26 protein-coding genes and 4 tRNA genes are annotated in these 25943 nt (G+C 60.6%); 9 read left to right on the top strand and 21 right to left on the bottom strand.

Translation table 11 applies throughout. The features are described from left to right. Window positions 1-251 precede the first annotated feature (251 nt). The 8 genes from rplA to tuf all read right to left on the bottom strand — a co-directional run bounded on the left by rplA (window position 252) and on the right by tuf (window position 7711). The gene (gene rplA / locus LB513_RS14610; RefSeq protein WP_224664211.1) at window positions 252-950 is read right to left on the bottom strand and encodes a 50S ribosomal protein L1; all 699 of its coding nucleotides are present in this window, start codon (window positions 948-950) and stop codon (window positions 252-254) included. A gap of 4 nt (window positions 951-954) precedes the next feature. Beyond that, window positions 955-1383, bottom strand: coding sequence for a 50S ribosomal protein L11 (rplK, locus tag LB513_RS14605; RefSeq protein ID WP_224664210.1), 429 nt, complete (start codon window positions 1381-1383; stop codon window positions 955-957). A 186-nt stretch (window positions 1384-1569) separates the two neighbouring features. Then, window positions 1570-2097: a transcription termination/antitermination protein NusG gene (nusG, locus tag LB513_RS14600; protein ID WP_224664209.1), complete on the bottom strand. Its 528-nt coding sequence runs from the start codon at window positions 2095-2097 to the stop codon at window positions 1570-1572. A gap of 27 nt (window positions 2098-2124) precedes the next feature. Further along, the gene (secE, locus tag LB513_RS14595) at window positions 2125-2328 is read right to left on the bottom strand and encodes a preprotein translocase subunit SecE (RefSeq protein WP_224664208.1); all 204 of its coding nucleotides are present in this window, start codon (window positions 2326-2328) and stop codon (window positions 2125-2127) included. Window positions 2329-2692: 364 nt separating this feature from the next. Continuing rightward, window positions 2693-2768: transfer RNA gene (locus LB513_RS14590), tRNA-Trp, on the bottom strand. A gap of 78 nt (window positions 2769-2846) precedes the next feature. Continuing rightward, window positions 2847-4502 carry a hypothetical protein gene (locus tag LB513_RS14585; RefSeq protein ID WP_411962706.1) on the bottom strand — a complete coding sequence of 552 codons (1656 nt, stop codon included), beginning with the start codon at window positions 4500-4502 and terminating at the stop codon, window positions 2847-2849. Between the two features lie 116 nt (window positions 4503-4618). Further along, a complete protein-coding gene (locus tag LB513_RS14580; RefSeq protein WP_224664206.1) occupies window positions 4619-6313 on the bottom strand; it encodes a hypothetical protein in 1695 nt (564 codons plus the stop codon). A gap of 222 nt (window positions 6314-6535) precedes the next feature. Then, window positions 6536-7711, bottom strand: a complete 1176-nt coding sequence (gene tuf / locus LB513_RS14575; protein ID WP_224664205.1) for an elongation factor Tu — start codon at window positions 7709-7711, stop codon at window positions 6536-6538. Between the two features lie 288 nt (window positions 7712-7999). On the opposite strand from tuf, the gene LB513_RS14570 reads away from it, so the two are divergent. After that, window positions 8000-8887, top strand: a complete 888-nt coding sequence (locus LB513_RS14570; protein ID WP_224664204.1) for a DMT family transporter — start codon at window positions 8000-8002, stop codon at window positions 8885-8887. A 246-nt stretch (window positions 8888-9133) separates the two neighbouring features. Here the strand turns inward: LB513_RS14570 and LB513_RS14565 are convergent, their stop codons facing one another. After that, window positions 9134-9391: a GlsB/YeaQ/YmgE family stress response membrane protein gene (locus LB513_RS14565; RefSeq protein WP_224664203.1), complete on the bottom strand. Its 258-nt coding sequence runs from the start codon at window positions 9389-9391 to the stop codon at window positions 9134-9136. Between the two features lie 130 nt (window positions 9392-9521). Between LB513_RS14565 and LB513_RS14560 the strand changes: the two genes are divergently transcribed. Continuing rightward, complete coding sequence (locus LB513_RS14560; RefSeq protein ID WP_224664202.1) at window positions 9522-9971, top strand: YidB family protein; 450 nt, start codon at window positions 9522-9524, stop codon at window positions 9969-9971. 79 nt (window positions 9972-10050) lie between these two features. Here LB513_RS14560 and LB513_RS14555 read toward each other — a convergent pair. Beyond that, window positions 10051-10124: transfer RNA gene (locus LB513_RS14555), tRNA-Gly, on the bottom strand. Between the two features lie 86 nt (window positions 10125-10210). Further along, window positions 10211-10295: transfer RNA gene (locus LB513_RS14550), tRNA-Tyr, on the bottom strand. A gap of 198 nt (window positions 10296-10493) precedes the next feature. Here LB513_RS14550 and rlmB point away from each other — a divergent pair. Continuing rightward, the gene (rlmB, locus tag LB513_RS14545; protein WP_224664201.1) at window positions 10494-11351 is read left to right on the top strand and encodes a 23S rRNA (guanosine(2251)-2'-O)-methyltransferase RlmB; all 858 of its coding nucleotides are present in this window, start codon (window positions 10494-10496) and stop codon (window positions 11349-11351) included. A gap of 67 nt (window positions 11352-11418) precedes the next feature. Here rlmB and hyi read toward each other — a convergent pair whose 3' ends face one another. The 4 genes from hyi to LB513_RS14525 all read right to left on the bottom strand — a co-directional run bounded on the left by hyi (window position 11419) and on the right by LB513_RS14525 (window position 13528). After that, window positions 11419-12216, bottom strand: coding sequence for a hydroxypyruvate isomerase (gene hyi, locus LB513_RS14540; protein ID WP_224664200.1), 798 nt, complete (start codon window positions 12214-12216; stop codon window positions 11419-11421). Window positions 12217-12436: 220 nt separating this feature from the next. Next, a complete protein-coding gene (locus tag LB513_RS14535; protein WP_224664199.1) occupies window positions 12437-12748 on the bottom strand; it encodes a BA14K family protein in 312 nt (103 codons plus the stop codon). Window positions 12749-12977: 229 nt separating this feature from the next. Continuing rightward, the gene (locus tag LB513_RS14530) at window positions 12978-13187 is read right to left on the bottom strand and encodes a hypothetical protein (protein WP_224664198.1); all 210 of its coding nucleotides are present in this window, start codon (window positions 13185-13187) and stop codon (window positions 12978-12980) included. Window positions 13188-13360: 173 nt separating this feature from the next. Then, window positions 13361-13528, bottom strand: coding sequence for a hypothetical protein (locus LB513_RS14525; protein ID WP_224664197.1), 168 nt, complete (start codon window positions 13526-13528; stop codon window positions 13361-13363). A gap of 155 nt (window positions 13529-13683) precedes the next feature. Between LB513_RS14525 and LB513_RS14520 the strand changes: the two genes are divergently transcribed. After that, window positions 13684-13759, top strand: a tRNA-Thr gene (locus LB513_RS14520). A 91-nt stretch (window positions 13760-13850) separates the two neighbouring features. Here LB513_RS14520 and LB513_RS14515 read toward each other — a convergent pair. Next, the gene (locus tag LB513_RS14515; protein WP_224664196.1) at window positions 13851-14570 is read right to left on the bottom strand and encodes a Crp/Fnr family transcriptional regulator; all 720 of its coding nucleotides are present in this window, start codon (window positions 14568-14570) and stop codon (window positions 13851-13853) included. Between the two features lie 29 nt (window positions 14571-14599). Here LB513_RS14515 and LB513_RS14510 point away from each other — a divergent pair, with 29 nt between their 5' ends. Next, complete coding sequence (locus LB513_RS14510) at window positions 14600-14968, top strand: DUF6894 family protein (RefSeq protein ID WP_224664195.1); 369 nt, start codon at window positions 14600-14602, stop codon at window positions 14966-14968. A 534-nt stretch (window positions 14969-15502) separates the two neighbouring features. Here the strand turns inward: LB513_RS14510 and LB513_RS14505 are convergent. The 4 genes from LB513_RS14505 to LB513_RS14490 form a co-directional block, all read right to left on the bottom strand. Further along, a complete protein-coding gene (locus tag LB513_RS14505) occupies window positions 15503-16663 on the bottom strand; it encodes a sugar ABC transporter substrate-binding protein (RefSeq protein WP_224664194.1) in 1161 nt (386 codons plus the stop codon). Between the two features lie 90 nt (window positions 16664-16753). After that, window positions 16754-18043: a sensor histidine kinase gene (locus LB513_RS14500; RefSeq protein ID WP_224664193.1), complete on the bottom strand. Its 1290-nt coding sequence runs from the start codon at window positions 18041-18043 to the stop codon at window positions 16754-16756. A gap of 172 nt (window positions 18044-18215) precedes the next feature. Then, the gene (locus LB513_RS14495; RefSeq protein WP_224664192.1) at window positions 18216-18458 is read right to left on the bottom strand and encodes a hypothetical protein; all 243 of its coding nucleotides are present in this window, start codon (window positions 18456-18458) and stop codon (window positions 18216-18218) included. After that, a complete protein-coding gene (locus LB513_RS14490) occupies window positions 18455-19471 on the bottom strand; it encodes a hypothetical protein (RefSeq protein WP_224664191.1) in 1017 nt (338 codons plus the stop codon). The genes LB513_RS14495 and LB513_RS14490 overlap by 4 nt, the downstream gene beginning before the upstream one ends. Window positions 19472-19640: 169 nt before the next feature. Here LB513_RS14490 and LB513_RS14485 point away from each other — a divergent pair, with 169 nt between their 5' ends. Then, window positions 19641-20525 (top strand): hypothetical protein, encoded by an 885-nt coding sequence (locus tag LB513_RS14485; RefSeq protein ID WP_224664190.1) that lies wholly within the window; start codon window positions 19641-19643, stop codon window positions 20523-20525. Window positions 20526-20548: 23 nt separating this feature from the next. Further along, a complete protein-coding gene (gene glf, locus LB513_RS14480) occupies window positions 20549-21727 on the top strand; it encodes a UDP-galactopyranose mutase (RefSeq protein WP_224664189.1) in 1179 nt (392 codons plus the stop codon). A 34-nt stretch (window positions 21728-21761) separates the two neighbouring features. Here the strand turns inward: glf and LB513_RS14475 are convergent, their stop codons facing one another. After that, entirely contained in the window at window positions 21762-22715 is a 954-nt protein-coding gene (locus LB513_RS14475) for an NAD-dependent epimerase/dehydratase family protein (protein WP_224664188.1), read from the bottom strand. 629 nt (window positions 22716-23344) lie between these two features. Between LB513_RS14475 and LB513_RS14470 the strand changes: the two genes are divergently transcribed. Then, window positions 23345-24118: an NAD kinase gene (locus LB513_RS14470; RefSeq protein WP_224664187.1), complete on the top strand. Its 774-nt coding sequence runs from the start codon at window positions 23345-23347 to the stop codon at window positions 24116-24118. 193 nt (window positions 24119-24311) lie between these two features. Then, complete coding sequence (locus LB513_RS14465; RefSeq protein WP_224664186.1) at window positions 24312-25904, top strand: DEAD/DEAH box helicase; 1593 nt, start codon at window positions 24312-24314, stop codon at window positions 25902-25904. The last annotated feature ends 39 nt before the right edge of the window (window positions 25905-25943 follow it).

Here is a 25943-nt window from a genome sequence, read left to right as displayed (position 1 = left end):
CTACAGCCAAGCCGGAGATGCGCAGACAAAAGGCAAACACGGTTCGAACCTTTCATTGGAGCAGTCGCTCCGTTGTCCGGTCTTCACCCGTCTCATGCAGGCCCACATGAATTAAGGCTGTTGGGCCGCCTGCAATCTCGGACAGGATGTCCGGAAGTCTTTCGACTTCCGGTACCGGGCCGCCAACCTGAATCGGAGGCCCGGAATTCTTCTATGGATCGGCTCATCCAGAGCCGATCCGGCTAAACCAATCAGGACGCCGCGAGCGTCGAGACGTCGAGCTTGAGGCCGGGGCCCATCGTCGAGGTGACCGACACCTTCTTGACGTAGTTGCCCTTGGCGCCGGCAGGCTTAGCCTTGGTCACCGCATCGGCGAAGGCGCGGACGTTCTCTTCCAATGCCTTGACATCGAAAGAGACCTTGCCGACGCCGGCATGAACGATGCCCGCCTTCTCGACGCGGAACTCGACCGCGCCGCCCTTGGATGCCTTTACGGCTGCAGCGACATCGGTGGTAACGGTGCCGACCTTCGGGTTGGGCATCATGCCGCGCGGGCCGAGCACCTTGCCGAGACGGCCGACGAGCGGCATCATGTCCGGCGTGGCAATGCAGCGATCGAAATCGATCGTGCCCTTCTGAACGATGTCGACCAGATCCTCGGCGCCGACGATGTCGGCGCCGGCGGCGCGTGCTTCTTCAGCCTTGTCGCCGCGCGCAAACACGGCGACGCGCACGGAGCGGCCGGTGCCGTTCGGCAGGTTGACGACGCCGCGGACCATCTGGTCGGCATGGCGAGGGTCAACGCCGAGGTTCATGGCGACTTCGATGGTCTCATCGAACTTGACCGAGGACCGGTCCTTGAGCAGCTGGAGCGCATCGCCCAGGGCATAAGCCTTGTTGGGATCAACGCCTTCGCGGGACTTCGATACACGCTTTGCAATCTTTGCCATGATCTCAGCCCACCACTTCCAGACCCATCGAGCGGGCGGAGCCCTCGACCATGCGCATGGCCGCCTCGACGTCGTTCGCGTTCAGATCCTTCATCTTGGCGGTCGCGATCTCGCGGACTTTTTCGCGCGAAACGGTGCCAGCCTTGACCTTGCCGGGCTCCTTTGAACCGGAAGTCAGGTTCGCCGCCTTCTTCAGGAAGTAGCTCACCGGCGCCGTCTTCATGGCGAAGGTGAAGGACTTGTCCTGATAGTAGGTGATGACGACCGGAACCGGCGATCCCTTTTCCATTTCCTGGGTCTGCGCGTTGAACGCCTTGCAGAACTCCATGATGTTGATGCCACGCTGACCAAGCGCCGGGCCGATCGGGGGAGACGGCGTTGCCGATCCCGCTTTCACCTGAAGCTTGAGCTGGCCTGCGATTTTCTTAGCCATCTCTTTCCTGCCTTCTTCTCATGCCGCTCCCAATTTCTGGAAACCCGGCGGTTGCAGTCTGGTGGTGCGGGTCACGCGGCCGGCTACAGCTGCCTTCGCCTCCCACCGTCTCAAGCCGCGCAATTCCTCGCGCCGCCTCCCCTTATTGCTAAACCAGCGTCGCCAGCCAGCATCCGGGATTTCGGATCAGCCCTTCTCGACCTGACCAAATTCCAGATCGACGGGCACGGCGCGCCCAAAGATCGATACTTCCACTTTGAGCCGCGCGCGCTCTTCGTCCACTTCCTGGACGAAGCCGTTGAACGAGGCGAAGGGGCCATCCGAAACACGGATCGCCTCGCCGATCTCGAACGTGACCGACGGCTTCGGCCGTTCGACGCCTTCCTGCACCTGATTGAGGATGCGCTGAGCCTCGGCTTCGGTGATCGGCACCGGCTTCGAGTCGCCCAGGAACCCGGTGACCTTCGGCGTGTTCTTCACAAGTGAGAACACGGCATCGGTCAGGTTGGCCTTCAGCAACACGTAGCCTGGAAAGAACTTGCGCTCGGCATCGACCTTGCGGCCACGACGAACCTCGACGACCTTCTCGGTCGGCACCACGATCTGCTCGATATCACCCGACAGGCCCTTCTGCTTGGCCTTGTTGACGATGTCCTCGGCGACCTTCTTTTCAAAGTTCGAATAGGCGTGGACGATGTACCAGCGCGCGGTCATTTCAAGACTTCTCCGTAATCGCCGGACTTAGCGTCCGATGCCCAGAATCTGTTCGACCGCAAGGCCCATGAGCTGATCGGCGGTGAAGAAAAAGACCATCGCAATCACAGCGAAGGCCAGAACCATTACCGTCGAGATCATCGTTTCGCGGCGCGACGGCCAGGTAACCTTGGCGGTCTCCGTGCGAACCTGCTGGAGAAAGACGAAAGGATTTGTGGTTTTCGAAGCCATATGCCGCTCTGTCTTCAAGACCCGTTGGCCGGGTCTCCTGGATGATCCCGCTGGCCGGGACGTGCCGCCTGAGCCCAAGTTCGCACCGAATCGGCGCGATCATTTCGCCCATGCAAATCAGACGCGTAAAGCCGGCTTCCCAGCTCCACGCGTCGCGTGTCTGTTTCGTCTACATAAAACCGATTCTTGATCCACGCAAGTGGCAAGTGTCCGCTTTATGACCAAACGCCGCCTCGGAACCATCCAGTCGTCCCGTCCCGGCTATCGCGCCCTTATGCCCCAACTGCTCCCATATGGCAAGCGGGCGCCCTATTTTCAAACTGCGGGATGCAAAAGGTGGTGTTTCATCCAATCCGACTAGGAATGGCACGGGCAGCAGGGCTCGAACCTACGACCTGCGGTTTTGGAGACCGCCGCTCTACCAACTGAGCTATGCCCGTATCGTGCGCATGTCGGCGCAGCAGGCGCTTCCTAAAAGCTTCCACGCGCCCTGTAAAGGGTGGTTCGCATGCAAACGGCTACAACTTCGCTGGAGCCTCGGCTCGCGTGTTGGACGATGACATTACACGACAGTTCCCAGGTCTCGGCCTCGCGTCGCAGATCGTGGCGCCAGTCAGCACGTCTACCGATTGCCGTGCCGTTGTCAGTCCCGCCTTCAGCATCAAATCAGGATCGAGTTCACGCTCGTCCGCGCGTTGTGCGACCACCCTGACCAACTCCGGACCAATCCCCATTTCATCGAGGTAGGCCTCGACCATCTTTTTTTGGCCCCTGAGATCAAGGCTAAGCTGCGTCTGGGAGCCGACAAGGCGTCTCACGCCGCCGGCAAGCATGATCGCGCAGGCCGAATCGCACTCGACCCCCACGTCCGTGGTCAGCCCTGCATAGGCGCCATCTTCAGCCAGGCAATCCCATTCGGTCGGGTCGCAACCAACAAAATCGGTGCGGGCAACAGCGGTATCGAGCCTTTTTTCATGGAGAAGTCGTCCCGTTGCCAGGGCGCTGAGCAGGTCACCTCCCCGCGAGTTGATCACCACCGGCAGCTGCCGGTCGCCGAGCGTGGCGAGCAGCTGGCGTAGCTTCGACGGGGTCTGGGGCGTAATCGCGCCTTCTGCCGAGATCCATTCAGGACAGTCCGGATTACAGAGCGGGTTGCTGCCGCGCACCACCACAAAACGCATCTCCCCATTCGGCGGCATAAGCTGGGGTTCCACCGGTCGCGCGGTGACTTTGGCCTCCGCGGTCTGACCAGTGCCCGGCTTGTTCCCGGGTATCTCCCGGCAGTTCGCGGCCGAGCGATCCAGCCGGCACAGGCTGGCCGAGGTCAACAGGTCCGCGGTTTGGGGGCCCGTCACCAATTTCATCGCCAGCATGTCGTCGAGGGTGATCTGGTGGATCTCGCTGGCGGGCGTGTTCTTCATCGCCTCGAGTACGCCTTGCTCGACGCCCATCTCCTTGAGATAGGCCGCCAGCCTTTTGGCTACCGCCTTGCTCATCTCGTAGGTCTTGTAGCTGCCGGTGTTCTTGCGGCCGACGATTTTTGTCTTGAGCACCTTCTTCTTGCCGCCCACGATCCGGTAGGTGGTCAGGTATTGCAATCTTGTGCGGACATAGGTCGTGGTGATCTGATGAACGCCGAGAAAGGCCCATTCACCGACCAAACGTCTCGCGCCGCCGGCAAACATCAGCGGACAGGCCGAGTTGCACATGGCGCCATAGTCGATGACATCGCCAAAGTACCGGCTGCCTTTCCTGTCAGGGTCCTGGCAACCCTTCAAGTCCGGCTGGCAGCCTGAGAACACCGTTTTTCCAACCGCGACATCGAGACCGGCCTTGCGGATCAGCCGGCCAAGAGTCAGCGCGGCTTCGACATTGCCGCCGGGGGAATTTACGACCAAGGGCAATTTCCGGCCCTTGAGCGCCTTGAGCGTGCGCTTGAGCAGAGACGGCGTACCAGCCTCGATGCTGCCTTCCGCCGATATCCATTCCGGACAATTGGGCTCGCAACCCGGCGCATTGCTGCGCACGACGGCGAAGCGCATTGGCGAAATGTCCGGCGGCCGATCCTCAGCCCGCGCCAGCGGGACAAGCAGCATGATTGCGGTCAGCAGCATAAGGCGGGCCAAGGCCCGCAACCGCCATGCTTCCCCATCGAAATAGCGCGCTGGAACCAATCTTCGGCAAAGCTCCCTCAATGCAACCTATATTAGCTGCCGCGATGGCGGCTGCAACGTCTGTCAGGGCTGCGCCACACCGCGATTAGCCAAGACCTGAAAACATGCGCCAATGTTTAGGGTGTCTTCGCCGTCGCCACGGTCCCCATCCATACCCTACAATTGCTCGGTCTTGGCACCGATTTGCATATCGCGGGGCCAGTCAGCACATCCGCCGATTGCGGCCCTGTGGTCAAACCAACTCTGAGCGCGAATTTCGGTTCGAACTGCCGCTCGAGCGACTGCTGCTTGATCTCAGCAAATAGAAGAGGATTGGCCGACATAGCCTCCAGGTAGGCCTTGACGATCCCGATCGGCTCCATTGCATACATGCTGAGCCGCGCCTTGGAATCGACCAGGCGCTTGACGCCGCCGGCAAGCACCAGGGCGCATGCTGAGTCGCACTCCACCCCAAATTCACTGATCAGCCCCACATAGCCGCCATTGTCATCCGAACAACCAGACCTGGCCGATCTGCAGCCTGTGACATTGGTGCGGGCGACGACGACGTCGAGTTTTCGTTCGCGGATGAGCCGCCCCATCGTCAACGCGCTGAACAGGTCGCCTCCCCGCGAGCTGATCACAACCGGCAGCCGCCGGTCGCCAATCATGATGAGCATATGACGAAGCTTATCCGTTGCCTGGAGCGTAATCGCGCCTTCCGCTGAGATCCACTCCGGGCAGTCAGGTTCACAGAGCGGGTCACTGCCTCGAACGACCACGATACGCATTTGCCGCGCAGAGTTCCCTGCTGCTCCTTGAAATTGCTCAATTTCCGCACCCCTCGCCAATTGCGAAACCCGGCCTTCAGCGTTTGAGGAACGATCTGCCGCTATTACCGTTTCCGATGGGGTGGCTTTCACCTCAAAAGCTGGCTGCTGGACATTGGCTGGTATCTCCCGGCAATTCGCCGGGGCGGGACTTCTCCGGCATATGCCCCCCCAAACAAGCAAGTCGACAGCGCCCTTGCTGGTAACCAGATTCGTGGTCGTCATTTCTTCGAGGGAAATCTGACGAATGTCGCCCGCCGGCGTTACTTTCATGAGGTCTACAACACCGCGCCCCACTCCCATTTCCTTGAGATAACCCGACAGCTTCTTCTCGAGCGCCTTGCTCATCTCGTAGGTCTGGTAGGTGCCGAGATTCGTGCGGCTGATGACCTTGCTGCTGATGATCTTCTTTCTGCCATGCACCATCCTGTACGTGGTGCGGTAGTAGACCTGCTGGCGCTGGAATGTGGAGGTGATCTGATGGACGCCCAGATAGGCCCAGCGCCCGACGAGCCGCTGTGTACCTCCCGCAAACATGAGCGGACAGGCCGAGTTGCACATGGCGCCGCCGTCGGACGCTACTCCGAGTTGAGTGACTCCCTTGCCTGCATCGGCCGGGCAGCCCACCGCGCCTGGTTGACATCGGGAAAAACTGGTCTTGCCCACCGCGATATCGAGTTTGGCCTTGCGAATTATGCGGCCGAGTTGCAGGGCGGCGTCGACGTTTCCACCCGGCGAGTTGACGATGATCGGCAATCTGCGGGGCCTGAGCCCCTTCAAGAGACGCTTGAGTTTGGCCGGAGTGCCGGCCTCGATCGCGCCTTCGGCCGAGATCCATTCCGGGCAGTTGGGCTCACAGCCTGACGCATTGCTGCGCACGATCACGAACCGCATCTCCGAAAGGCCATCGTCCAAAAGACGCTGAATGGTCCATGTCTCGGGATTCCAGCTGTTGGGGTCGGAGGAGTCGGCCGCCCTAGCAGCAAGCGCAAACAACGCCATTGCGAGCGCCGGCACCAGGCAAATGAGCCCGCGCCACCACCCTGCCATCTTCTCTGAACGTCGTTGCGCAACCACGCCCGGCGAATGCCCCCTTTGCGCAACCATACTAGTTGTCGCCACGGTGCTTGCAACAGGGTTGAAATGAACCACGCAATACTGCTTGCAAAAGAAAGGGCGGCCGAAGGCCGCCCTTTCTTGTCGATCCGGCAATGCCGGCTCAGCTTATTCCTTGATGGTGACGACGATGCCGGCACCGACGGTGCGGCCGCCTTCACGGATGGCGAAGCGCAGCTTCTCTTCCATGGCGATCGGCACGATCAGCTCGACATCGACCGTGATGTTGTCGCCCGGCATCACCATCTCGGTGCCTTCCGGCAGCGACACGATGCCGGTCACGTCGGTCGTGCGGAAGTAGAACTGCGGACGGTAGTTGGTGAAGAACGGCGTGTGACGGCCACCCTCGTCCTTGGTCAGGATGTAGGCTTCGGCCACGAACTTCTTGTGCGGCTTCACCGTGCCGGGCTTGGCCAGAACCTGGCCGCGCTCGACACCTTCACGGTCAACGCCGCGCAGCAGCGCGCCGATGTTGTCGCCGGCCTGGCCCTGATCGAGCAGCTTGCGGAACATCTCGACGCCCGTGCAGGTCGTCTTGGTCGTCGGACGGATGCCGATGATCTCGAGTTCCTCGCCGACCTTGACCACGCCGCGCTCGACGCGGCCGGTGACAACCGTGCCACGGCCCGAAATCGAGAACACGTCCTCGATCGGCATCAGGAACGGCTTGTCGAGCGGACGAACCGGCGTCGGGATGTAGTCGTCCACAGCCGCCATCAGCTCGCGGATCGCGTCCTCGCCGATCTTCTTGTCGGAATCTTCCAGGGCAGCCAGCGCCGAACCCTTGACGATCGGAATGTCGTCGCCAGGGAACTCGTTCTTGGTCAGAAGCTCGCGAACCTCGAGCTCGACCAGTTCGAGAAGCTCGGCATCGTCAACCTGGTCGACCTTGTTGAGGAACACCACGATCGACGGCACGCCGACCTGACGGGCCAAAAGGATGTGTTCGCGCGTCTGCGGCATCGGACCGTCGGCGGCCGACACGACCAGGATCGCGCCGTCCATCTGCGCGGCACCGGTGATCATGTTCTTCACATAGTCGGCGTGGCCGGGGCAGTCGACATGGGCATAGTGGCGGTTGGCCGTCTCGTATTCGACATGCGCCGTCGAGATCGTGATGCCGCGGGCCTTCTCTTCAGGCGCCGCATCAATCTGGTCATAGCGCTTGTATTCGCCAAAATACTTCGTGATCGCCGCCGTCAGCGACGTCTTGCCATGATCGACGTGGCCAATCGTGCCAATGTTCACATGAGGCTTGTTACGCTCGAATTTACCTTTTGCCATAGTCTCTTTCCTTGGACGGCCTTGACCTTCAGTTCAGTCGAATGCGCGGCGATTAGCGACAAAGGCCAAAAAACACAAGCGCCTTTTGGCCGGGCGTTGTCTCACTCGATCCGAACCTGTGATCCGATTGCGGGGATATGCGGTGATATAAGAAGACTCCGGAGCAAATGAAATGGGTGAATGGCGGGCGATCGGGCCCGGCCTCGCGCCCGTTTATCCGTAGCCCTGTCCAGCCCATGGCCGGCTGTGGCCATTGCGGTCGCCAGCAAGGTCTGATCTCCTGCGCGGATGCATTTCATCCCTGCTTCCATCCGCGGCCCGCTGTTCATGATCGTCTCGACGGGATCGTATCTCGTCAACGATACGATGATGAAACTCGCAACGTCAGGCCTGCCGGCCTACGAGGTGTTGTTTTTGCGGGGAGCGGCGGCAACGCTCTGGGGCTTTCCGCTGCTGTTCGCCCTGGGCTACGGCAAGCAGATTCCATTGATCTTCGACGGCCACGTTCTGCGCAGGAACATGCTCGAACTGGCGGCCATCCTTTGCTACGTGGTGGCGCTCGCCAACATGCAGATTGCCGATTCGACGGCGCTGGGGCAGATCACGCCGCTGCTGATGCTGGTCGGCTCCTCCGTTCTGTTTGGCGAGCGGATCGGCAGCCTGCGGATGGGCCTTATCGGCCTCGGCTTTGTCGGAGCCCTGATGGTGGCGCAGCCGACCATGGAAGGCATCTCGGTCTATGCCCTGCTGGCGCTGGGCAACGCGGCCCTGGCGGCGGCGCGCGACCTCGCCGGCAGGCGGGTCGCCGCCGAAGTGCCGGGCATGATCGTGGCGATTTCCGCCGTCGTGGTTGTGCTGATCGGTGCGGGCGTGGCGCATGTCGTTTCTGAGCAATGGGTTATGCCCGAGGCACGCCATTTGCTGCTGATGGCCGGCGCGGGATTGTTCCTGATCTTCGGCCACTTCTTCATCTTCATGGCCTACCGCGTCGGCCCGACCAGCGCCGTGGCGCCATTCTACTACTGCTTCACGGTGTGGGCCGTGATATCAGGCCTGCTGGTGTTCGGCCAGTTTCCCAATGCGCTGGCGGTGTGCGGCATCCTGCTGGTCGTCGGCAGCGGCCTGACCATTGTCTCGCTGGACCAGCGCAGACGCAGGCTGAGCGTCGTCGCCTAGCCTTGTCTCGGAGAGCACATAGGCACGTCAGCAGACAACGACATGATCACTCAGACAAGAGTGTTGCCTGGACTCATTTTTACAACAACCAGCACTGCGACGACGCCCGTAAGGCCGTTATCCGCCCTGCCGCATGCGGCAGGGCGATGTTGATCCGTGCAACGTTGCTTCTTTAGGCACGCCGACGCATTACATGCCATGGCCAGGCCTGAGACGGGCCCTCGAGATACGACGATCCAGCTCGCGCTAAAGCGTCCGACGCCGGCTGAACTGGTGGTAGGCCCACAGCACGATCACTGCGCCGACTACGGCGACAATCAGGCTGGAGATGTTGAGGCCGGAGACACCCACGCCGAAAAGTTGGCTGCAGATCACGCCGCCGACGACGGCACCAACAATGCCAAGAACGATGTCCATGATCAGGCCCTGGCCAGTCTTGTTGACGATCTTGCTGCCCAGAAAGCCGGCGATCGCGCCGAGAATAATCCAGCTGATGATACCCATTTTTCCTCTCCATTCCCCGCCCAGCCGACATTTCCATAGGATTGGCAAAAGCTCAAGCCAGCTTGAAATTGCGCCCTGATGCGCCATGTTGAACGAGGGCTGGGCCTGGTTCGAAAATGGAGGATCCACCATGGGACTTTTTGACAACGCCGTTCCCGGCGGCAACATCGCCAAACCATTGATGATCGCCCTTGGCGCTTTGCTGGTCGGAAAGATGCTGAGCGGACGAGACGCAGAACAGCCGGGCCAGCCTCAACCTGCTACACCAACCGACGCCAACTCCGGCGACGGCGGGCTTCTCGGCGGACTCGGCGGCCTGCTCGGCAAGCTCAGGGATGCCGGCCACGGCAACGTGGCTGACTCTTGGGTTGGCACCGGGCAGAACCAGTCGATCAACGCCAACGATCTTGGCTCGGCGCTCGGCCCGCAAGTCATACATGAGATCGCGCAGCGCACCGGCATGGATGAGCAGGAACTGCTGAAGCAGTTGTCGACGGCCTTGCCAGGCATTGTCGACAAGCTGACGCCGAACGGTCAGGTGCCACCTCAGCACCAGGTGGCGTCGGCGTTCAACAGTTAGCGCGACGTACGATACCGCGGCCGGAGCGCTAGCGCGTCGCGTTCCGCGCTTCCGCCAGCACGTTGAATGAATGGAATTCTGGAGCGGGTAGCGGGAATCGAACCCGCATATTCAGCTTGGAAGGCTGCTGCTCTACCACTGAGCTATACCCGCGCCTTTTAGTGAGTATCGGATTCACCCGAAAAACGCGACACACTTTTCGGTTCGATGCTTGCGTTTCAGGGCTTCCGGGCCGGCAGTGGTGGAGAGGGTTGGATTTGAACCAACGTAGGCATAGCCAACGGATTTACAGTCCGTCCCCTTTAACCACTCGGGCACCTCTCCAGTCTGCCGCCGGAGCCATGCAACAAGGCATCGACGCGAGCGACTGCCTAGCAGCCTTCCGCGAAGCGCCTTATGGCGGCACCGTCCAAAACTGTCAACCGCAACATCCCGGCAAAACGTGATGAATTTCGCCCGCTATCGAGCAGGCTTTTCGACGCGGTGGTATCCATCGCCGCGCCACCCGGCTATAGAACCGCCATGAGCAACGACAGCAATTCCAAGACACCTAAAGACACGCATTACGCGAAGCTGCGCCGCGCCTATCGCGACGAGAAGAGCGGCGGTGCGCCGGCGTTCAGGCCAAAGCAGCATGTACCGCCGGGCGAAAGCGCGGCCGACGGGCTGGTGCGGCTCTACGGCCTTCACACGGTCCGCGCTGCGCTCGACAATCGGCGCCGCAAGATCAGGAAAATGCTGGTGACGCGCAATGCGGCCGAGCGCCTGGAGATAGAAGATATCGCGGCCCTGCCCTTCAAGACGGAACTGGTAGAACCCAGGGAGATCGACAAGATCACCGGCTCGGACGCCGTGCACCAGGGCGTGCTGATTGAGGCGGAGCCGCTCAAGCCAAAGCGGCTTGATGCATTGGGGGATGCAAAGCTGGTGCTGGTGCTCGACCAGGTCACCGATCCACACAATGTCGGCGCCATCCTGCGCTCGGCGGTCGCCTTCGGCGCAGGCGCCCTGATCACCACGGCGCGCCACAGCCCGCAGGAATCCGGCGTTCTGGCGAAAGCAGCCTCCGGTGCCCTCGAGCATATCGATCAGATCGAGGTGAAAAACCTCGCCGAGGCGCTCGACCAGTTGCACGAGGCTGGTTTCCGCACCATCGGGCTTGATTCGGAAGGGCCGGCCGAACTCGAAAACAGCTTTGCCGGCGAAAAGATCGCGCTGGTGCTTGGCGCCGAAGGCAAGGGCCTGCGCCAGAAGACCCGCGAGACCGTGACGGTGCTGGCAAGGCTCGATATGCCGGGCGCGATCCGTTCGCTCAACGTGTCGAACGCTGCGGCGGTGAGCCTCTACGCGGCGCGGAGATATCTCGCGAGTAACGAGTAGCCACGGTATTCATCTGCAATCCCTACTAACTGGTCCGGCACACTGGCGCTGAGCGATTTCGCTGACGCTACGCCCCCGCACTCCCCTGCCCGCTGAAATCCCTGAACCAACCGAGCCCGGCCTCGGTGCCCGCCTTCGGCTTGTACTCCGCTCCGACCCAACCGGAATACCCGATGCGGTCGATGTGCTCGAACAGGAAAGGAAAATTGATCTCGCCTGTCCCCGGCTCGTGACGACCGGGATTGTCCGCAAGCTGGATATGCGCGATGCGGCCGAGGTTGGCCTCGATGGTACGGGCGAGATCCCCCTGCATGATCTGCATGTGATAGATGTCATATTGCAGGAACAGGTTCGTTGAGCCTACGCGGTCGATGAGCGCCATGGCCTGCTCTGCATAGTTGAGGAAGAAGCCCGGAATGTCGCGTGTGTTGATCGGTTCGATCAGCAGCCTGATGCCGGCCTGCTCCAACGTCTCCGCCGCGAAGGCGAGATTTTCGACAAAGACATCCTCAAGCAACTTGCGGTCGGCACCCGCCGGCGCGATGCCTGCCAGGCAGTTGACTTGCTGGCAGCCGAGGGCCTGCGCATAGGTGATGACCTTGGCGATGCCCTGGCGGAATTCCGGCACGCGGTCCGGCAGCACGGCGATCCCGCGCTCGCCCTTGCTCCAATCCCCGGCTGGGAGATTGAACAGCACCTGTGTCAGGGCATTCTTGTTCAGCCGCCCGGCGACCACGTCGGGCGCATGGTCATATGGGCCGATATATTCAACGCCTTTGAAGCCGGCGGCGGCGGCCGCGTCGAACCGGTCCAGGAAATCATACTCGCCGAAGAGCATGGAAACATTGGCTGAAAACCGGGGCATAGTGCACTTTCCTCAACAAATGAGTCACAGAGCATGACGACCAGCCGTTGCCCCTTCGTGGGTTAAGCAGGGTCGTCGAATTCGGTGACATTGTCGATCTCGGTGCGCATCGAGATACTGGTGCCTCACTCCATAACGGAATTCGAGCCCTAACGCACCCGTGTTCCTTCATCGGCCCTGATAGGGAAAGAGGGGCAGCGGACGCCCCTCTTCCATCTTCTCAGAGCCGGCAGTAGTGGCGATAGCCATCGTGTCCGAGATAGGTGTCGGAATAGGCATCGTAACTCTGGTAGCGGTCGTAGCAGCGGCGAACGTGCCAGGAATCGCCACCTTCGTCGATGTAAACCGTGCGTGGCTGCTGTTGCGTGAGCAGGCTGCCGAGGACGAAACCGCCGACACCAGCGGCGATGCCGATGCCCAGGCCATTGTGGTGGTGGAAGGAATGCGCGGCCGAAGGTTGTACGGTGCCGGCCAGCATGGTGGCGGCGACTGTGGTGGCGATGAGGCCGGAAACGAACGTGCGCTTGAACATGATGATCTCCTTTGCTGCGTTGACCGAGGCGATCCATCCGCCTCTTGATTGTCTGTCGTCGCGGGAGGGAGAAAGGTTCGAATCTTTATTGCCTTTCTGCAGCTGAATCGAACGGCCGAACTCATGCGGGCGAATGAGTTCTAGCGCAGCAAGCGGTTCCTCTTCACAAAACGGGCGCCGAACGAAAAAGGGCGGCCTAAGCCGCCCCGTCGAAGAATGGGTCCCTCCATCAAAGGAAAATGATCACCTTGCCGTGCCCGTAATGGTGCTTGTGATGATGGTTATGGTGCTTCCACCAGAACTTCTTGAAGTGCTTCTTGTGATGGTGGTGATGATGGCCGTGCATGCCGTGGGCTGACGTCGTGCCGACGGTGCCGGCGAGCGAACCGGTCGCGACGAAAAAGGCGATGAGGCCTGAAGTGAGAGTACGCTTCAACATGATGATCTCCTGGATCCTTGACCGAGGCGACCCATTCGCCCCTGGAGATCAGTCGGGGCGGCAGGCCAAAAGGTTCGAAAGGTCGAGGAGATTTTCCGAGAGAGGCTGTGGCAGTAGTGAAAGGCGCCATCCCAATACGAACGACGCAACTCCCTACTCCCACCCTTTCCCTCTCACCCCATGCCAGTGACATGGCGAAGCCAGAAAGCGAGCGCGATGAAGCCGACAATGGTGGTGACGCCGGTCCAGTCGACATTGGCTTTCTTGATGTCGCTGATGAGCTTCACAAGCAGCATCCAGGCGATAATGACGAGAAGGAGAATGATGACAAGTCTGATCATGCGGCACCCCTTCCGAAACGATTGCAGCCTTCCCGAATGTAGGAAGCGTGGTGACCGATTTCAGCATGCAGATTTGGTGGCTTGCTCCACCAGCCAGGCAATCGAACCCAGTTTTGTCTTTACTGGCGCGACAAATATGCTAACCGGAGCGCCATGCCCTTGTAGCTCAGCTGGTAGAGCAGCGGTTTTGTAAACCGAAGGTCGGCGGTTCGATTCCGTCCGGGGGCACCAAAGGCTTATGCTGCCTGATAAGCTATCCCGGGTCCCGCCGTCTCCTAACCCGACTGCCTGTCGACAAGCCTTGTCGGGTGCCGAACCGCGGTTACCTCGGCTCGTTGTTCAGGCTGAGGTATGTGGGGTCGAATTCGGCAGCAGCTTGCAATCGTTCCCAATCGAGAATGGTCACTTTCTGCCCCGACCAATTGACCGCGCCGGACTTTCTCAACGCGCCGATGACCCTGTTCATATGAACGACCGACAGACCCATCACATCGGCGAGTTCTGCCTGCGTCAAAGGGAGATGGAAAGTATTGCCCTCGGTGAGCTTCACGGTCTCCAGCCGGACGAAGAGTTCACAAAACAGGTGGGCTAGGTGAGAGGTTTTGGAGCGGCGCCCCATGGCAACGATCCATTCTCGATGGATTGCTCCGTCGACAAGGGTGTCTAGCCACAGTATCCGAGTCAAATGCGGGGCTTCTTCCGTGATCCTTCGCAGGCGGTTGTGGTCGGCAAGCATCACGCGACATGGCGTCAATGCAACGATTCCGTGGTCCATCGTCTTGAGCAAGAAGGCGTGGAGATCGACGAAATCCCCCGGAACCTGGAGCGAGGTGAACTGCCGGCCGCCGTTTTCCAGAACCTTGTATCGCGCCGCGAACCCCTCGACCAGCAGGGTGCTGTAGGCTGGCCGCGAGCCTATCGAAACCAGATCCTGCCCGGTATCGAACTCGCGCCCGGTCGTAATCGCCTCAGCCAACATCGACGTCTCGGCGTCGGTCAGGACGTCGTGCCGTCTAAGCTGAAGAAATAAGGATTCCAGCATACAGATCCTCCCACGGGGCGCGTCAGAAAATGATCCTTCGCGCCATCCCGGCTCGCGAAGCTGCTCTATTTTCGCGCGGAATACCAGTTCTTTCGGTTCAGGACGGGGAACGATCGTCCCTTGAGGAAATTTGTTCAATTACATCGTCGGACGAGCGCGCAATGGACCGATACTTTTTCGATTTTTATAACAGCGAAGGGCCTGTCCTGGACGAACAAGGGCAGTTGTTCGAGACAAAAGAGCGCGCCAAAACAGAAGCTCTGCGAATTCTACATGACGTCGCGCATGAAGAGATGCCTGATCGCGACCTTGTCAAACTCACTGTCAAGGTGAGAAGCCACACCGGCGCCCAACTGTTCGAGGCCTCGCTCATCTTGACCTCCGGGTGGAGTGCCTAGGCGCGTCAAGCTTGATTGTCCGGAGCTTTGTCGGCCGCGATGCTATGCTGTCCGAGTTTCCCACGAGCCGCGACATCGGCAATCGCCCTTCCATCAGGCCTGTGAATATTCGCGGCTGGAAGGTCCCGAGCAAACAACTCGGCGAGGGTCGCAGTGAACCGGGGGCGGCCTGCAGCCAACCATGCTGAACTTTCGGCATGCATCGCCTGGATTTCCACCCCAGGCGGGGGAACCGTTGGGCGTTCTGGAGATTTAAAATCTGAATTCGACGAGCATCCCAAGTGTTTAACGATCGCGAATTAAGATTAGTCGAGACCGTCCTAGCCATCGCATTGCCTGTCGCCTTCGGTGTGCTTCTCCTGTCGATTTGGGTTTTATGATGCCATCCTATCCAGAGCCATCCGCTGACCCAGCAAGCATGATCCTGGCTGTAGCGCCGCTGCTGTTTTTAGCTGTGGGATCGCTGGCCCTCTGGTTGTTTGCCTGACCCCTGCCCCGTACTATACGGGCCTGTAAAGCGAGGATGCTTCGCGGCTACTCCCGCTCGGACGACCACGGGAAGTTCACATATTGGTCGCGGCTGTCGAAGCAAATGTTCCCATACATGTTGAGATAGGCGTTGCGGCGCGCCCCGTCGGCATAGACAGAAGCCGGGTCAGCGAGATCAGCTTCGTAACGGGCCAGATTGGCGCTCGTCAGGGCTACGGGCAGGATGTCCATCGCTTGGGGAATGCTCTTGCCGGCAAGCCAGTCGGCCGCAAACTGGCCCATTGCATAGCCGAAAACCGGTGAGGCCAGGGAGATACTCGCCTTATAGGGACTGTTCCCCTTCCGTATTTCAGCCACTGCCTCCGGCTCGCCGTCAATGCCGCCCAGAAATTGGTCCGGTCTGTCCTTCTTCGCGGCCCGCAACGCTTCGAGCGCACCCAGCACGACAGCGTCGCCGCCCAGCACCACGTCCACGTCCGGGTTGGCCACAAGGATGGTCTGCATCGTGGCGAAGCCGCCTTGCTTGGTAACCGGCCTAGGCGCGATATCGGCAACGATGGTTACGCCCGGCAAGGCATTCAGCCCATCGCGCATTGCCGTGAACCGGGGCGCCAGAAACTCCATCGTGTCCTGTGTCAGCAGAACGACCTTCGCCTTTCCGCCCAGCCTGGTGTTGATATGGTTGATCGCCGCATCGGTCAGCACCTTGCCGGTCCGATATTGCGGAGCATTGAGAAGCAAAGTCGCCGGCGGAGGCACCACAGTGCCGACGAATGCTCCGGACCAGATCGCGCCTTGAAGAGCGGGAGCGAACGCCGCTGGATCCGGAGAAGTGGCAACCATGGCGCCGACCTTCTCGGCTACGAGGGACTGCACCTCAACGATCGCCTTGCCGACATCGTTCTGCACCAGGAACTGCCGATACTCCAGTCCGCGATCCTTCGCCGCCATGGACAGGCCATGACCCACCCCTTGCAGGAACTCGCGGTCGTTCTCCTGGACATAAGCCAGCACCTTGGAGAGATCGGTTGGGGCATTGCAGGAGGGTGCGTTCGGATTGAAAACTGGAAACACTGTTGGCTGCGTGATGCCGGCGCCGCCGGGCTGCGGGCCAGCCATGGCGCTTCCCGCTGTCGAGGCGATGGCAAGGACGACTATCGCGGCCCAATTCGGCCGCCGGCCGGCAGCAGTCTTCAGATCAACCAAGCTTATCCCCCCGGCGTTCCCTTCGTGACGATCACAACACTCTACCCATCGTGTCGTCGCGGGCAGTTTTTCATCTTGCGATCGCGCGGTCTACTGTACCGAGGCAGCGCGTCGTGGTTTTGTCGAAAATACCAGATGAGCTGCCGTTCCAGGCTGGAGGAGCCGATAGTCGATCCGGGCGCCGAGGTTCATGCACATGGCATTGATGATCCTGCTGCCCACGCCGGTCCCCTTTGCGGGCGCGCCGTCGGTCCTTCCAATTCCGTCGTCTTCCACCACCAGTTCGGCTTGGTCGTCCGCCAGTCTGCCGAGCCCCACCCGTACCTCTCCAACGCCCCCGGGATAGGCATATTTGAAAGCGTTGGTGACGAGTTCGGTGACCACCACACCAAGGCTTATGCTGGTATCGGTTTCAAGTTCGATCGGCTCGATATGGTAAGTCAGGCTGACGCCTTGGACCTGGGCGCGCAACGACGTGCGCAGGTGGTCGAGGAGACCTGCAAGATATTCGTTCATCGATACTGACCGAACGTCGGAGGAGCCGTACAGCCTCCTGTGAACCATCGAAATCGCGAGGATGCGATCGTGTGTCTCGGCGAGAGCGTCCTTCGCGGCAGAATCCGCAACGGCCTTCGACTGCAGGTTTACCAGTGACGAGACAAGCGCGAGGCTGTTGGCGACTCTGTGATTGACCTCCGATAGGAGCACCTCGGCGCGATCGCGCGCCTTTGCCAGATCCTCTGTCCGGGCAGCGACGCGTTCCTCCAACTCGCTGTTGAGTTCATTGACCTGGTCGCGTGTATCGCGCAATTCCCTGGTGTAGCGAGCGGCCCCATAGGCGGCACCGGCAACAACGGCGACGATCACAAGCCCGCCGATGGCGGAAACAAGCCGCAGCCACCTGCTGTTGGCGCGTTGCTCGGCCACGCCCGACGTCAGCCGGTCATCCGCTCTTCCAATGATGCCCGAGAAGAACACATTCGCTTCGTCGGTCAGCGCCTTGCCCCTGTTGGTGCGGAATATCGCCAGTATCTCCGCGTCGCGGTTGTCTCTTTTGAGCGCTATTGTTTGATCGAGTTCGTCGAATTTGGTGATTAAGATCGCCGAGAGCCTGCGCAGGGTGGATTCGGAATCGGGATAGGTCGTCAGCAAGGCCTGCAGCGCCTTGAGATGGCGCTGCGCCTGGGCCTTGGCGGTTTGGTAAGGGCCTAGATAGATCTCGTTTCCGGTGATCACAAAGCCGCGCTCGCTCGCCTCTGCCGTCTGCATCGCGTTTCTCAGCTCAACGGCCGCGATCCGCGTGTCGCGCGCCTCGATCGCATTGTCGAAATAGGATTGAGCTCTCTGCCCCAGCCAGAAGTTGGTGGCGACGATAGCCATGAGCGCCACAAACCCTATCAGGAGAGCGGTGGTTGTCAGTCGGACAAAGTTTCGGCTTGAGGCAGGCATTGGCGCATCTCTGCCCGATTTTCAGCGGAGGCGCCATCATCTCGTGAATACGGACAGGCAATTTGCTTCGCAAACTGAGCCCTCAATCGCGAAGCGGAGCTACCTATGAGGCGGCCACAGCCCGGACCGACGCGTTTTCATCGGTGAAGGTGTTCCTTACCCGAACAGACCGGTACACGTAAGCGACCCAGAGGCCGGTCACCATGAACGAGACCAGGAGGGTTACCAGGGCCTCTCCGACAATCAGCTGACTGACGGGCACCCCCATGATCGACGAGATCCAGAGCGTGTCCAGGCTGAACAATAGCGGGATCGCCAACCATTGGTAGAGAACCGGATAGGTCAATCCGAGACGGCCGTGGGCAACGAGATGGTATAGCGCGGCGGTCTCGATGCCCGTCGACCTCTCCTCCATTGCTTTAGCCGGTCCCTCAGGCGGATCGGATGCTTCTCGTAAATCGGAGGAGCGAGGCCCGCGAGTTGGTAGTAGCTGTCCAGGATGTTGGTGCGCAGCAATTGGCGCTCCTGCGTATAGAAGCTGAAATGCGCCACGATCAGGTCGCCAAAGATCTTGCCCGGCCGGCCGAGCTTCATTGGCAGGGTCGCCGACAGCCATTCCTCCTCGTCACCGATCGGGTGAAATGCGTCCCCAAGATCGACAATGTCCGATCCGAAGAAACCGAGCGCGTTTATCGAGAAACGCGACAGCCCGATGTCGCGGTCCGGCACGCGGAAATCATCCAGCCGGCCGGTGCGGACGGCTTCGACGAAGACCGGGTGAAGCGCCTGCGGAAAGCTCGCATGGGCCCAGGAAAATTGGCACGAGGCCTGGCATGTCAGCGGGCCATCCACCCGTACCCTGGAGAGCTGCTTGATCAACGAGTTGCATATGGCGTTGTTGATGATCAGCGGGGCGTACCAGAGGGCGGAGCCTCTTTCCGCCATAACCCTGGCCATGAACTTCGGAAAGAAACCGTCCTCGACGAAAATCACATCATCGTCGAGGCGCAGATAGAAAGCGTCAGAATCGTCGCAAAACTGGTAAAAATCACCGATGACGTTGAAGGTCCCATCGGCGTGCGGAAGGGTCTTTATCTTGCAACGAGGATCGGCCGCAGCCAGATGCTGCAGATAGGCGCGGTCCGCTTCATTGCGGCAATTGTCCCACAAATGCCACTCATCCACATCCGGGCATTTCAGAACATGATGGCTGAGCAGGCGAAGATATCTTTCCCTGCCCGCGGGGGTCACAATGATCAGCTTCATGGCAAGGTCATTCCTCGATGCGCGTGCGACCGGGAGTCCGTGTTGGCCGGCAAATTCGCCATTGCAATCCTGGTCGTGCCGCGGCGCCAGCAACAGCCGTAGCAGGCTCATTCCGATTCGTCCCCTGCCCTGAGTGCGCGTGACGTGAGGCCCATGTCGAACAGCCACAAGGTCGCATTGCTGCCTTCGCATTGATCTTGCTTTGGTGTACCGCTCACCACGCCCATGAATTCAGGGACCATGCTGGAATGGAAGCAGACTTTTGACGAGCGCCTCCCATCGAAACCTGGTGATCGTGAGGGCTGGCGACGGGTCCCTGCATCGCGGGTGGGGAGCCGGCGATGCCGGTTGCGCATTCGATTTGATCGTCAGCTATTACGGAAGCGATCCGTCGGCATTCCGGTTGCCATTCGAAAACCGGGTCGACCACCATGGTGGAAAATGGGACGGCATCCACGCCCTGATCACGCAACGGCCGGATTTGCTCAAGCAATACCAATATGTCTGGTTACCGGACGACGATCTCGAGGCCGACCGGCCGACGATCGAAGGCCTGTTCGCCGGCATGCGCCGGCTTGGCCTGCATGTCGGACAGCCGGCGCTGACGCTGGATAGCTACTTTACGCATCTGGCGTTTCTGCGATGCAAGAGCTTCGAGTTCCGCCTGGTGGACAGGATCGAGATCATGGCGCCCTGCCTGAGAGCGGATGTCATGGCCAGGATGCTGCCATTGTTCAAAACTTCCATGAGCGGCTTTGGGCTCGATTCCTTGTGGACGAGGCTTTCATCAGACAATGCCGGAACATCCGCGGTTTTCGATGCCTTGCCGGTCCGCCACACCAGGCCAGTCGGGATTTTCCTCGCAACGAATATGCTCAAATCCGGCCGGACACCTGAATCCGAAGGGCGCCAACTGGGGTCGAAATACGGTTTCAAAGAGTTCTTTCCGGTTTCCTATGCGGCCGTTGACCGGAAAGGCAGGCATTGGCGCTCGCCGCCGATCATCGGCCTGCGCATGGTGGCGGACTATCTCATTGACCGTAAGAGTTTTCGTCAGGCGCATCGGCTGAAGAAACGGCTCTGGCATCTTCTGCGCCGGCAATTTTCCAAGCCGGTGGACCTCTCCCCGGTCATTCTCGATCCATGAAACCGACAGCGCCGCGAATGGACATGAACCTCCTGACCAAAGCCGACATCCTTATTGTCGGCGCTGGATTCTACGGCGCGACGCTTGCAGAGCGGATCGCGACCCAGCTTGGTCGGCGCGTGCTGGTGATCGACCGGCGCCAGCATATTGGCGGCAATGCCTATACGGAGCAGGATCCGATCACCGGGGTCGAAATCCACCGCTATGGGCCTCATCTCTTCCACACACCCAATGAAGAGGTTTGGACCTACCTCCACAACTTCACCGGCTTCACCGCCTATCGCCACCGGGCGTTCTCGACCTTCCGCGACAAGGTCTATCCACTACCGATCAATATGGCCACGATCTGCCAGTTCTTCGGCCGACGACTGAGCCCGGACGAGGCACGCGCCCTGATCGCCAGCCATGCGTCCGAGCTTGGTGACCGCGCGCCTGCCAATCTCGAGGAAAAGGCGATCTCCCTGGTGGGCCGCCCGCTCTACGAAGCCTTCATCAAGGGATACACCGCCAAGCAGTGGCAGACCGATCCGCGCGAATTGCCGGCTCAGATCATCGCGCGCCTGCCGGTCCGCTATACATTCGAGGACGGCTATTTCAACGATCGCTACCAGGGACAGCCGGTGGACGGCTATACGGCAATCTTCAAGAGGATGCTGGCGCACGAGCTCATCGAAACACGGCTTGATGTCGACTTCTTCGACATCAAGGCTTCGCTGCCGAAGGGGCTTCCGGTCGTCTACACCGGTCCTATCGACCGCTATTTCGACTATTGCGAGGGGGAGCTCGGCTGGCGGACCATCGATATCGAGTTCGAGGTGATGGACACGCCCGATCATCAAGGCACCGCGATCATGAACTATGCGGACGAAGACGTGCCATACACGCGTATCGTGGAGTTCAGACATTTCAATCCGGAGCGTCTGCACAAGAGCGACAAGACGCTGATCGGCCGCGAGTTTTCCCGCTTCGCGCGCCGCGTCGACGAACCCTACTATCCCATCGACACGCGCGGCGATCAGGCCACCTATCGCCGCTATCTCGAGCGGGCGGCCAACGAGAAGGACCTGCATCTCGGGGGGCGGCTGGGCACATACCGATATCTCGACATGCATCAGGCGATCGGCGCAGCGCTCAACGCCTTCGAAACCGTTTTCGTACCGCATTTCGCCGGCAGGCCGGAGCGTACGTCACCAGCGGCCTGAACGGCTGCGCCAACTGCCACCGCCTGCTTCGGCTCTATTGTTTCGACGCGATCTGACGGCGAAACCATTCGAGTGTGCGCGCGATGCCATCCTGGTAGCCGGTCCTGGCTTCCCAGCCAGGCAGAACACGCCTTGCCATTGTCAGGTCAGGACACCGGTTGGTCGGGTCTTGCGGCGTTGGAGGATGATGCTCGATGCGGCTGCCCGGGACGAGCGAGCTGATGAACCTGGCGGTTTCCAGCACCGACACCTCGTGGTTGTTGCCTATGTTCAGCGGGCCGCGATGCGAGATGCTGTCGCGCCAGAAGAAGCGCTCCAATCCCTCGACAATGTCGTCGACGTAACCCCAGCTGCGCGACTGGGAGCCATCGCCGTAGACGGTCAGGATGCCTGTGGTCAGCGCCTGGCTGACAAAATTAGAAACGGCGCGGCCGTCGTCGATGCGGGTACGCGGCCCATAGGTGTTGAACAGGCGCACGACACGGACGTCGAGATCGCCGACCCGCTGCTGCTCGAACAACAATGCTTCGGTGCAACGCTTGCTTTCATCATAGGAGGACCTCGGCCCCGTGCAGTCCACCGATCCCCTGTAGTTTTCGGGCTGCGGGGACACCAGAGGATCGCCGTAGACTTCGGACGTCGAGGTAAAGCAGAAACGGCCGCCAGGCCTCAGCAACGACAGGAGATTGAGCGCGCCGCCTATGTTGGCGCGGATGGTGCGGGTGGGCTCGCGCATGTACCAGACTGGCGAAGCCGGCGACGCCAGATGGATGATCTCGTCGAAACGGTCGCTGGCCGAAAAACTCTCCGCATCGACGATCTGCAGGCTGAAGCGTGGGTCGACGATGTGCGCGGTGTTGTCTTTCGTTCCAGTCCACAGATTATCGACGACGACCAATTTCTCAACATCGTCTCGCCGCAGCAGGCGGTCGACCAGATGCGACCCAAGGAAACCGCACCCACCCGAAACCAAAACACTGCGCGCCATGGACTTCCCCCTCAAGACATCCGGCAGCTGATGTGCCGAAGGCCTTGTCCCCAAGAAACAGCGGACAAGGAGCCATCGGTGTCCGATGTCCAATGCCTTTCCGCCGGCGCCCATCTACGCCATGGAGGGTCGCGAGCGCAACGAGCCAGCCAAGGCAAGTCCCCTGGCTGAATGCCCGAAAATCGAACGGTGCTGACGGCTCAGAGCGACCTTTGGGGGCAAGGCGTTCCGGTGGGATCACCGCAGCGGGACGCCGTGGGTTGGGAACGGAAGCTCATCTCTTCGGACCGGCGCACCAGTTCGGCAAAGACAAGCGCGAAGCTTCCCAGCATCAGGAATACGATGATCAGGCGCGTCACCGGCAATGGCACGATCTCGACTGGCTAGGCCCCACGCCACCCGTCCATTTTCGGCTAACATGATCGATCGGCCTTTACGAGAGTTTAACCCTGGACTTAACCATCACTTTCGCTTGTGGGGCGCAACGAAACGCGAGTGCGCCAACGCCGTCATCACGTCTTCATACGAGCACGGGGCGTCTCTCTTTGCAGACGTGCCCGGCGCATGCTACCCCGGCGCTCGAATGGCCCGGCAACAGGCCATCGCCCACCGGTCGTCATCGGAAAGCCATGAGCACAGCCGCCAGCCGCATCGCATTCGTTTCGTCCGACACTGCTGACGCCAAGGCAGCGCTGGACAGCCTTTCAGCACGTTACGGCCAGTGCTCGATCGAGGACGCGGAGATCGTCGTAGCGCTTGGTGGTGACGGATTCCTGCTACAGACCCTGCGCGACACGATGGGTACCGGCAAGAAGGTCTACGGCATGAACCGCGGCACGATCGGCTTCCTGATGAATGAATATCGTTCCGGCGGCCTCACCGAGCGCATCGCGTCGGCCGTCGCAGAAACGATCCGCCCGCTGGAGATGTTGGCTGTAACGTCGGAAGGCGAAACGGTTTCGGCGCTGGCGATCAATGAAGTCGCACTCTGGCGCCAATCCTATCAGACGGCCAAGATCCGCATCACCGTCGACGATCATGTCCGGCTCGACGAATTGAACTGCGACGGCGTGATGATCGCAACACCGGCGGGATCCACGGCCTACAATCTTTCGGCTTACGGCCCCATCCTGCCGCTCGATGCCCCGCTGCTCGCCCTGACCCCCGTTAGCCCGTTCCGTCCGCGCCGCTGGCGCGGCGCGCTGCTGTCCAATAAGGCCACGGTGCGCTTCGATATCCTCGAGTCGGAAAAGCGGCCTGTGAACGCTGCCGCCGACCATACCGAAGTCAAAGCCGTCACCTCGGTGACGGTGCGAGAATCACCGACGGCGACGGCCACTTTGCTGTTCGATCCCAATCATTCTTGGAACGAACGCATTCTCGCCGAGCAGTTCCGCTATTGAGCCGGCAGTACTGTCCCAAGCACGATTAAGCATCTCGATTAAGCTTACAACGGCGCAATCGGTTCGGTCTCCGCCCGTTTCTGTTGACAAATCGCGGACTTGCCCCTAATCGCAATATCAATCTTGCAGGCGCGTGGCGCTTGCCGCGACAGACGCCGTTGCGCTTCCCCGAACCAGCCAAAGACAGCAACACTTGTCCTCAGACACCACGACCGCTCAAGAAGCGTTGACCTTCGCAGACCTCGGCCTGTCGCCGAAGGTCCTTTCCGCAGTCACCGATGCCGGCTACACCATGCCGACGCCGATCCAGGCTGGTGCCATTCCGCATGCCTTGCTGGGCAAGGATGTACTGGGTATCGCCCAGACCGGCACCGGCAAGACGGCCTCGTTCGTGCTCCCCATGCTTACACGGCTGGAGAAAGGCCGGGCCCGCGCCCGCATGCCGCGCACGCTCATTCTGGAGCCGACGCGCGAACTCGCGGCGCAGGTCGAGGAAAACTTCGTCAAATACGGCAAGAACCATAAGCTCAACATCGTGCTCCTGATCGGCGGCGTGTCGTTCGACGAACAGGACAAGAAGCTTGAGCGCGGCGCCGACGTGCTGATCGCGACACCCGGCCGCCTGCTCGACCATCGTGAGCGCGGCAAGCTGCTGCTGAACGGCGTCGAGATCCTGGTCATCGACGAAGCGGACCGGATGCTCGACATGGGCTTCATCCCCGACATCGAGCGCATCTGCGAAATGATCCCGTTCACCAGGCAGACGCTGTTCTTCTCGGCGACCATGCCGCCCGAGATCACCAAGCTCACCGAGAAATTCCTTCATGCGCCGGTGCGCGTCGAGGTTTCCAAGGCAGCCTCCGCCGCCACCAACATCATCCAGCGGCTGGTCAAATCCGGCTCCAAGCCATGGGACAAGCGCGAGACTCTTCGCAACCTGATGAAGGCTGAAGACGCCGAGTTGAAGAACGCCATCATCTTTTGCAACCGCAAGGTCGAGGTGTCGGAGCTGTTCCGCTCGCTGCTGAAATATGATTTCGACGCCGGCGCGCTGCATGGCGACATGGACCAGCGCGCGCGCATGCAGATGCTGGCCAATTTTCGTGACGGCAAGCTTCGCTATCTGGTCGCGTCCGACGTCGCCGCGCGTGGCCTGGACATCCCCGATGTCAGCCATGTGTTCAACTACGACGTGCCTATCCATGCGGAAGACTATGTCCACCGCATCGGCCGCACCGGCCGCGCTGGTCGTTCCGGCAAGTCCTTCACCATCGCCACCAAGTCGGACACAAAATACATCGACGCGATCGAGCGGCTGATCGGCACCAAGATCGAGTGGCATGACGGCGACCTTTCGACCGTGGTTGCCAGCGAGGGCGGCGAGGACGATGCTCCGCGCCGTGGCAAGGGTGCGCCCCGCCGCGCCGGACGCAAGGACGACGATCGCAAGGACAGGGGCGAGCGCAAGCCGCGCGAACGCCAGCCAAGGAGCGCCGATGCGGATGCTCCGGCTGCCGTGGCGCAGGTCGAACAGCCCGTGGCGGCCGAGCAAGCAACCGCGGAGACCAGCGAACGGCGCGCACGGAAGGACGCCATCCGCTCGGAAAACGTCGAGCGCAAGTCATCCGATCGCAACGAACCGCGCGCGCCAGAGCGGGGCGATACGCGCCCGCAACGTGATAACAGCCGCCCTGCCCGCCACCAGCGCCATCAGGAAGACAACGACTCCACCGTCGGCTTTGGTGACGACATGCCGGCCTTCATGCGGATCGTCGCCAAGGTCTGATCCTGGAAGTTCGATCCGCCAATGACGGCGGCGCTTCAA

This window comes from Mesorhizobium sp. ES1-1 (assembly GCF_020164785.1).
In the GTDB taxonomy this organism is placed as follows: domain Bacteria; phylum Pseudomonadota; class Alphaproteobacteria; order Rhizobiales; family Rhizobiaceae; genus Mesorhizobium.
This window is presented reverse-complemented; position numbering and strand designations above follow the sequence as displayed.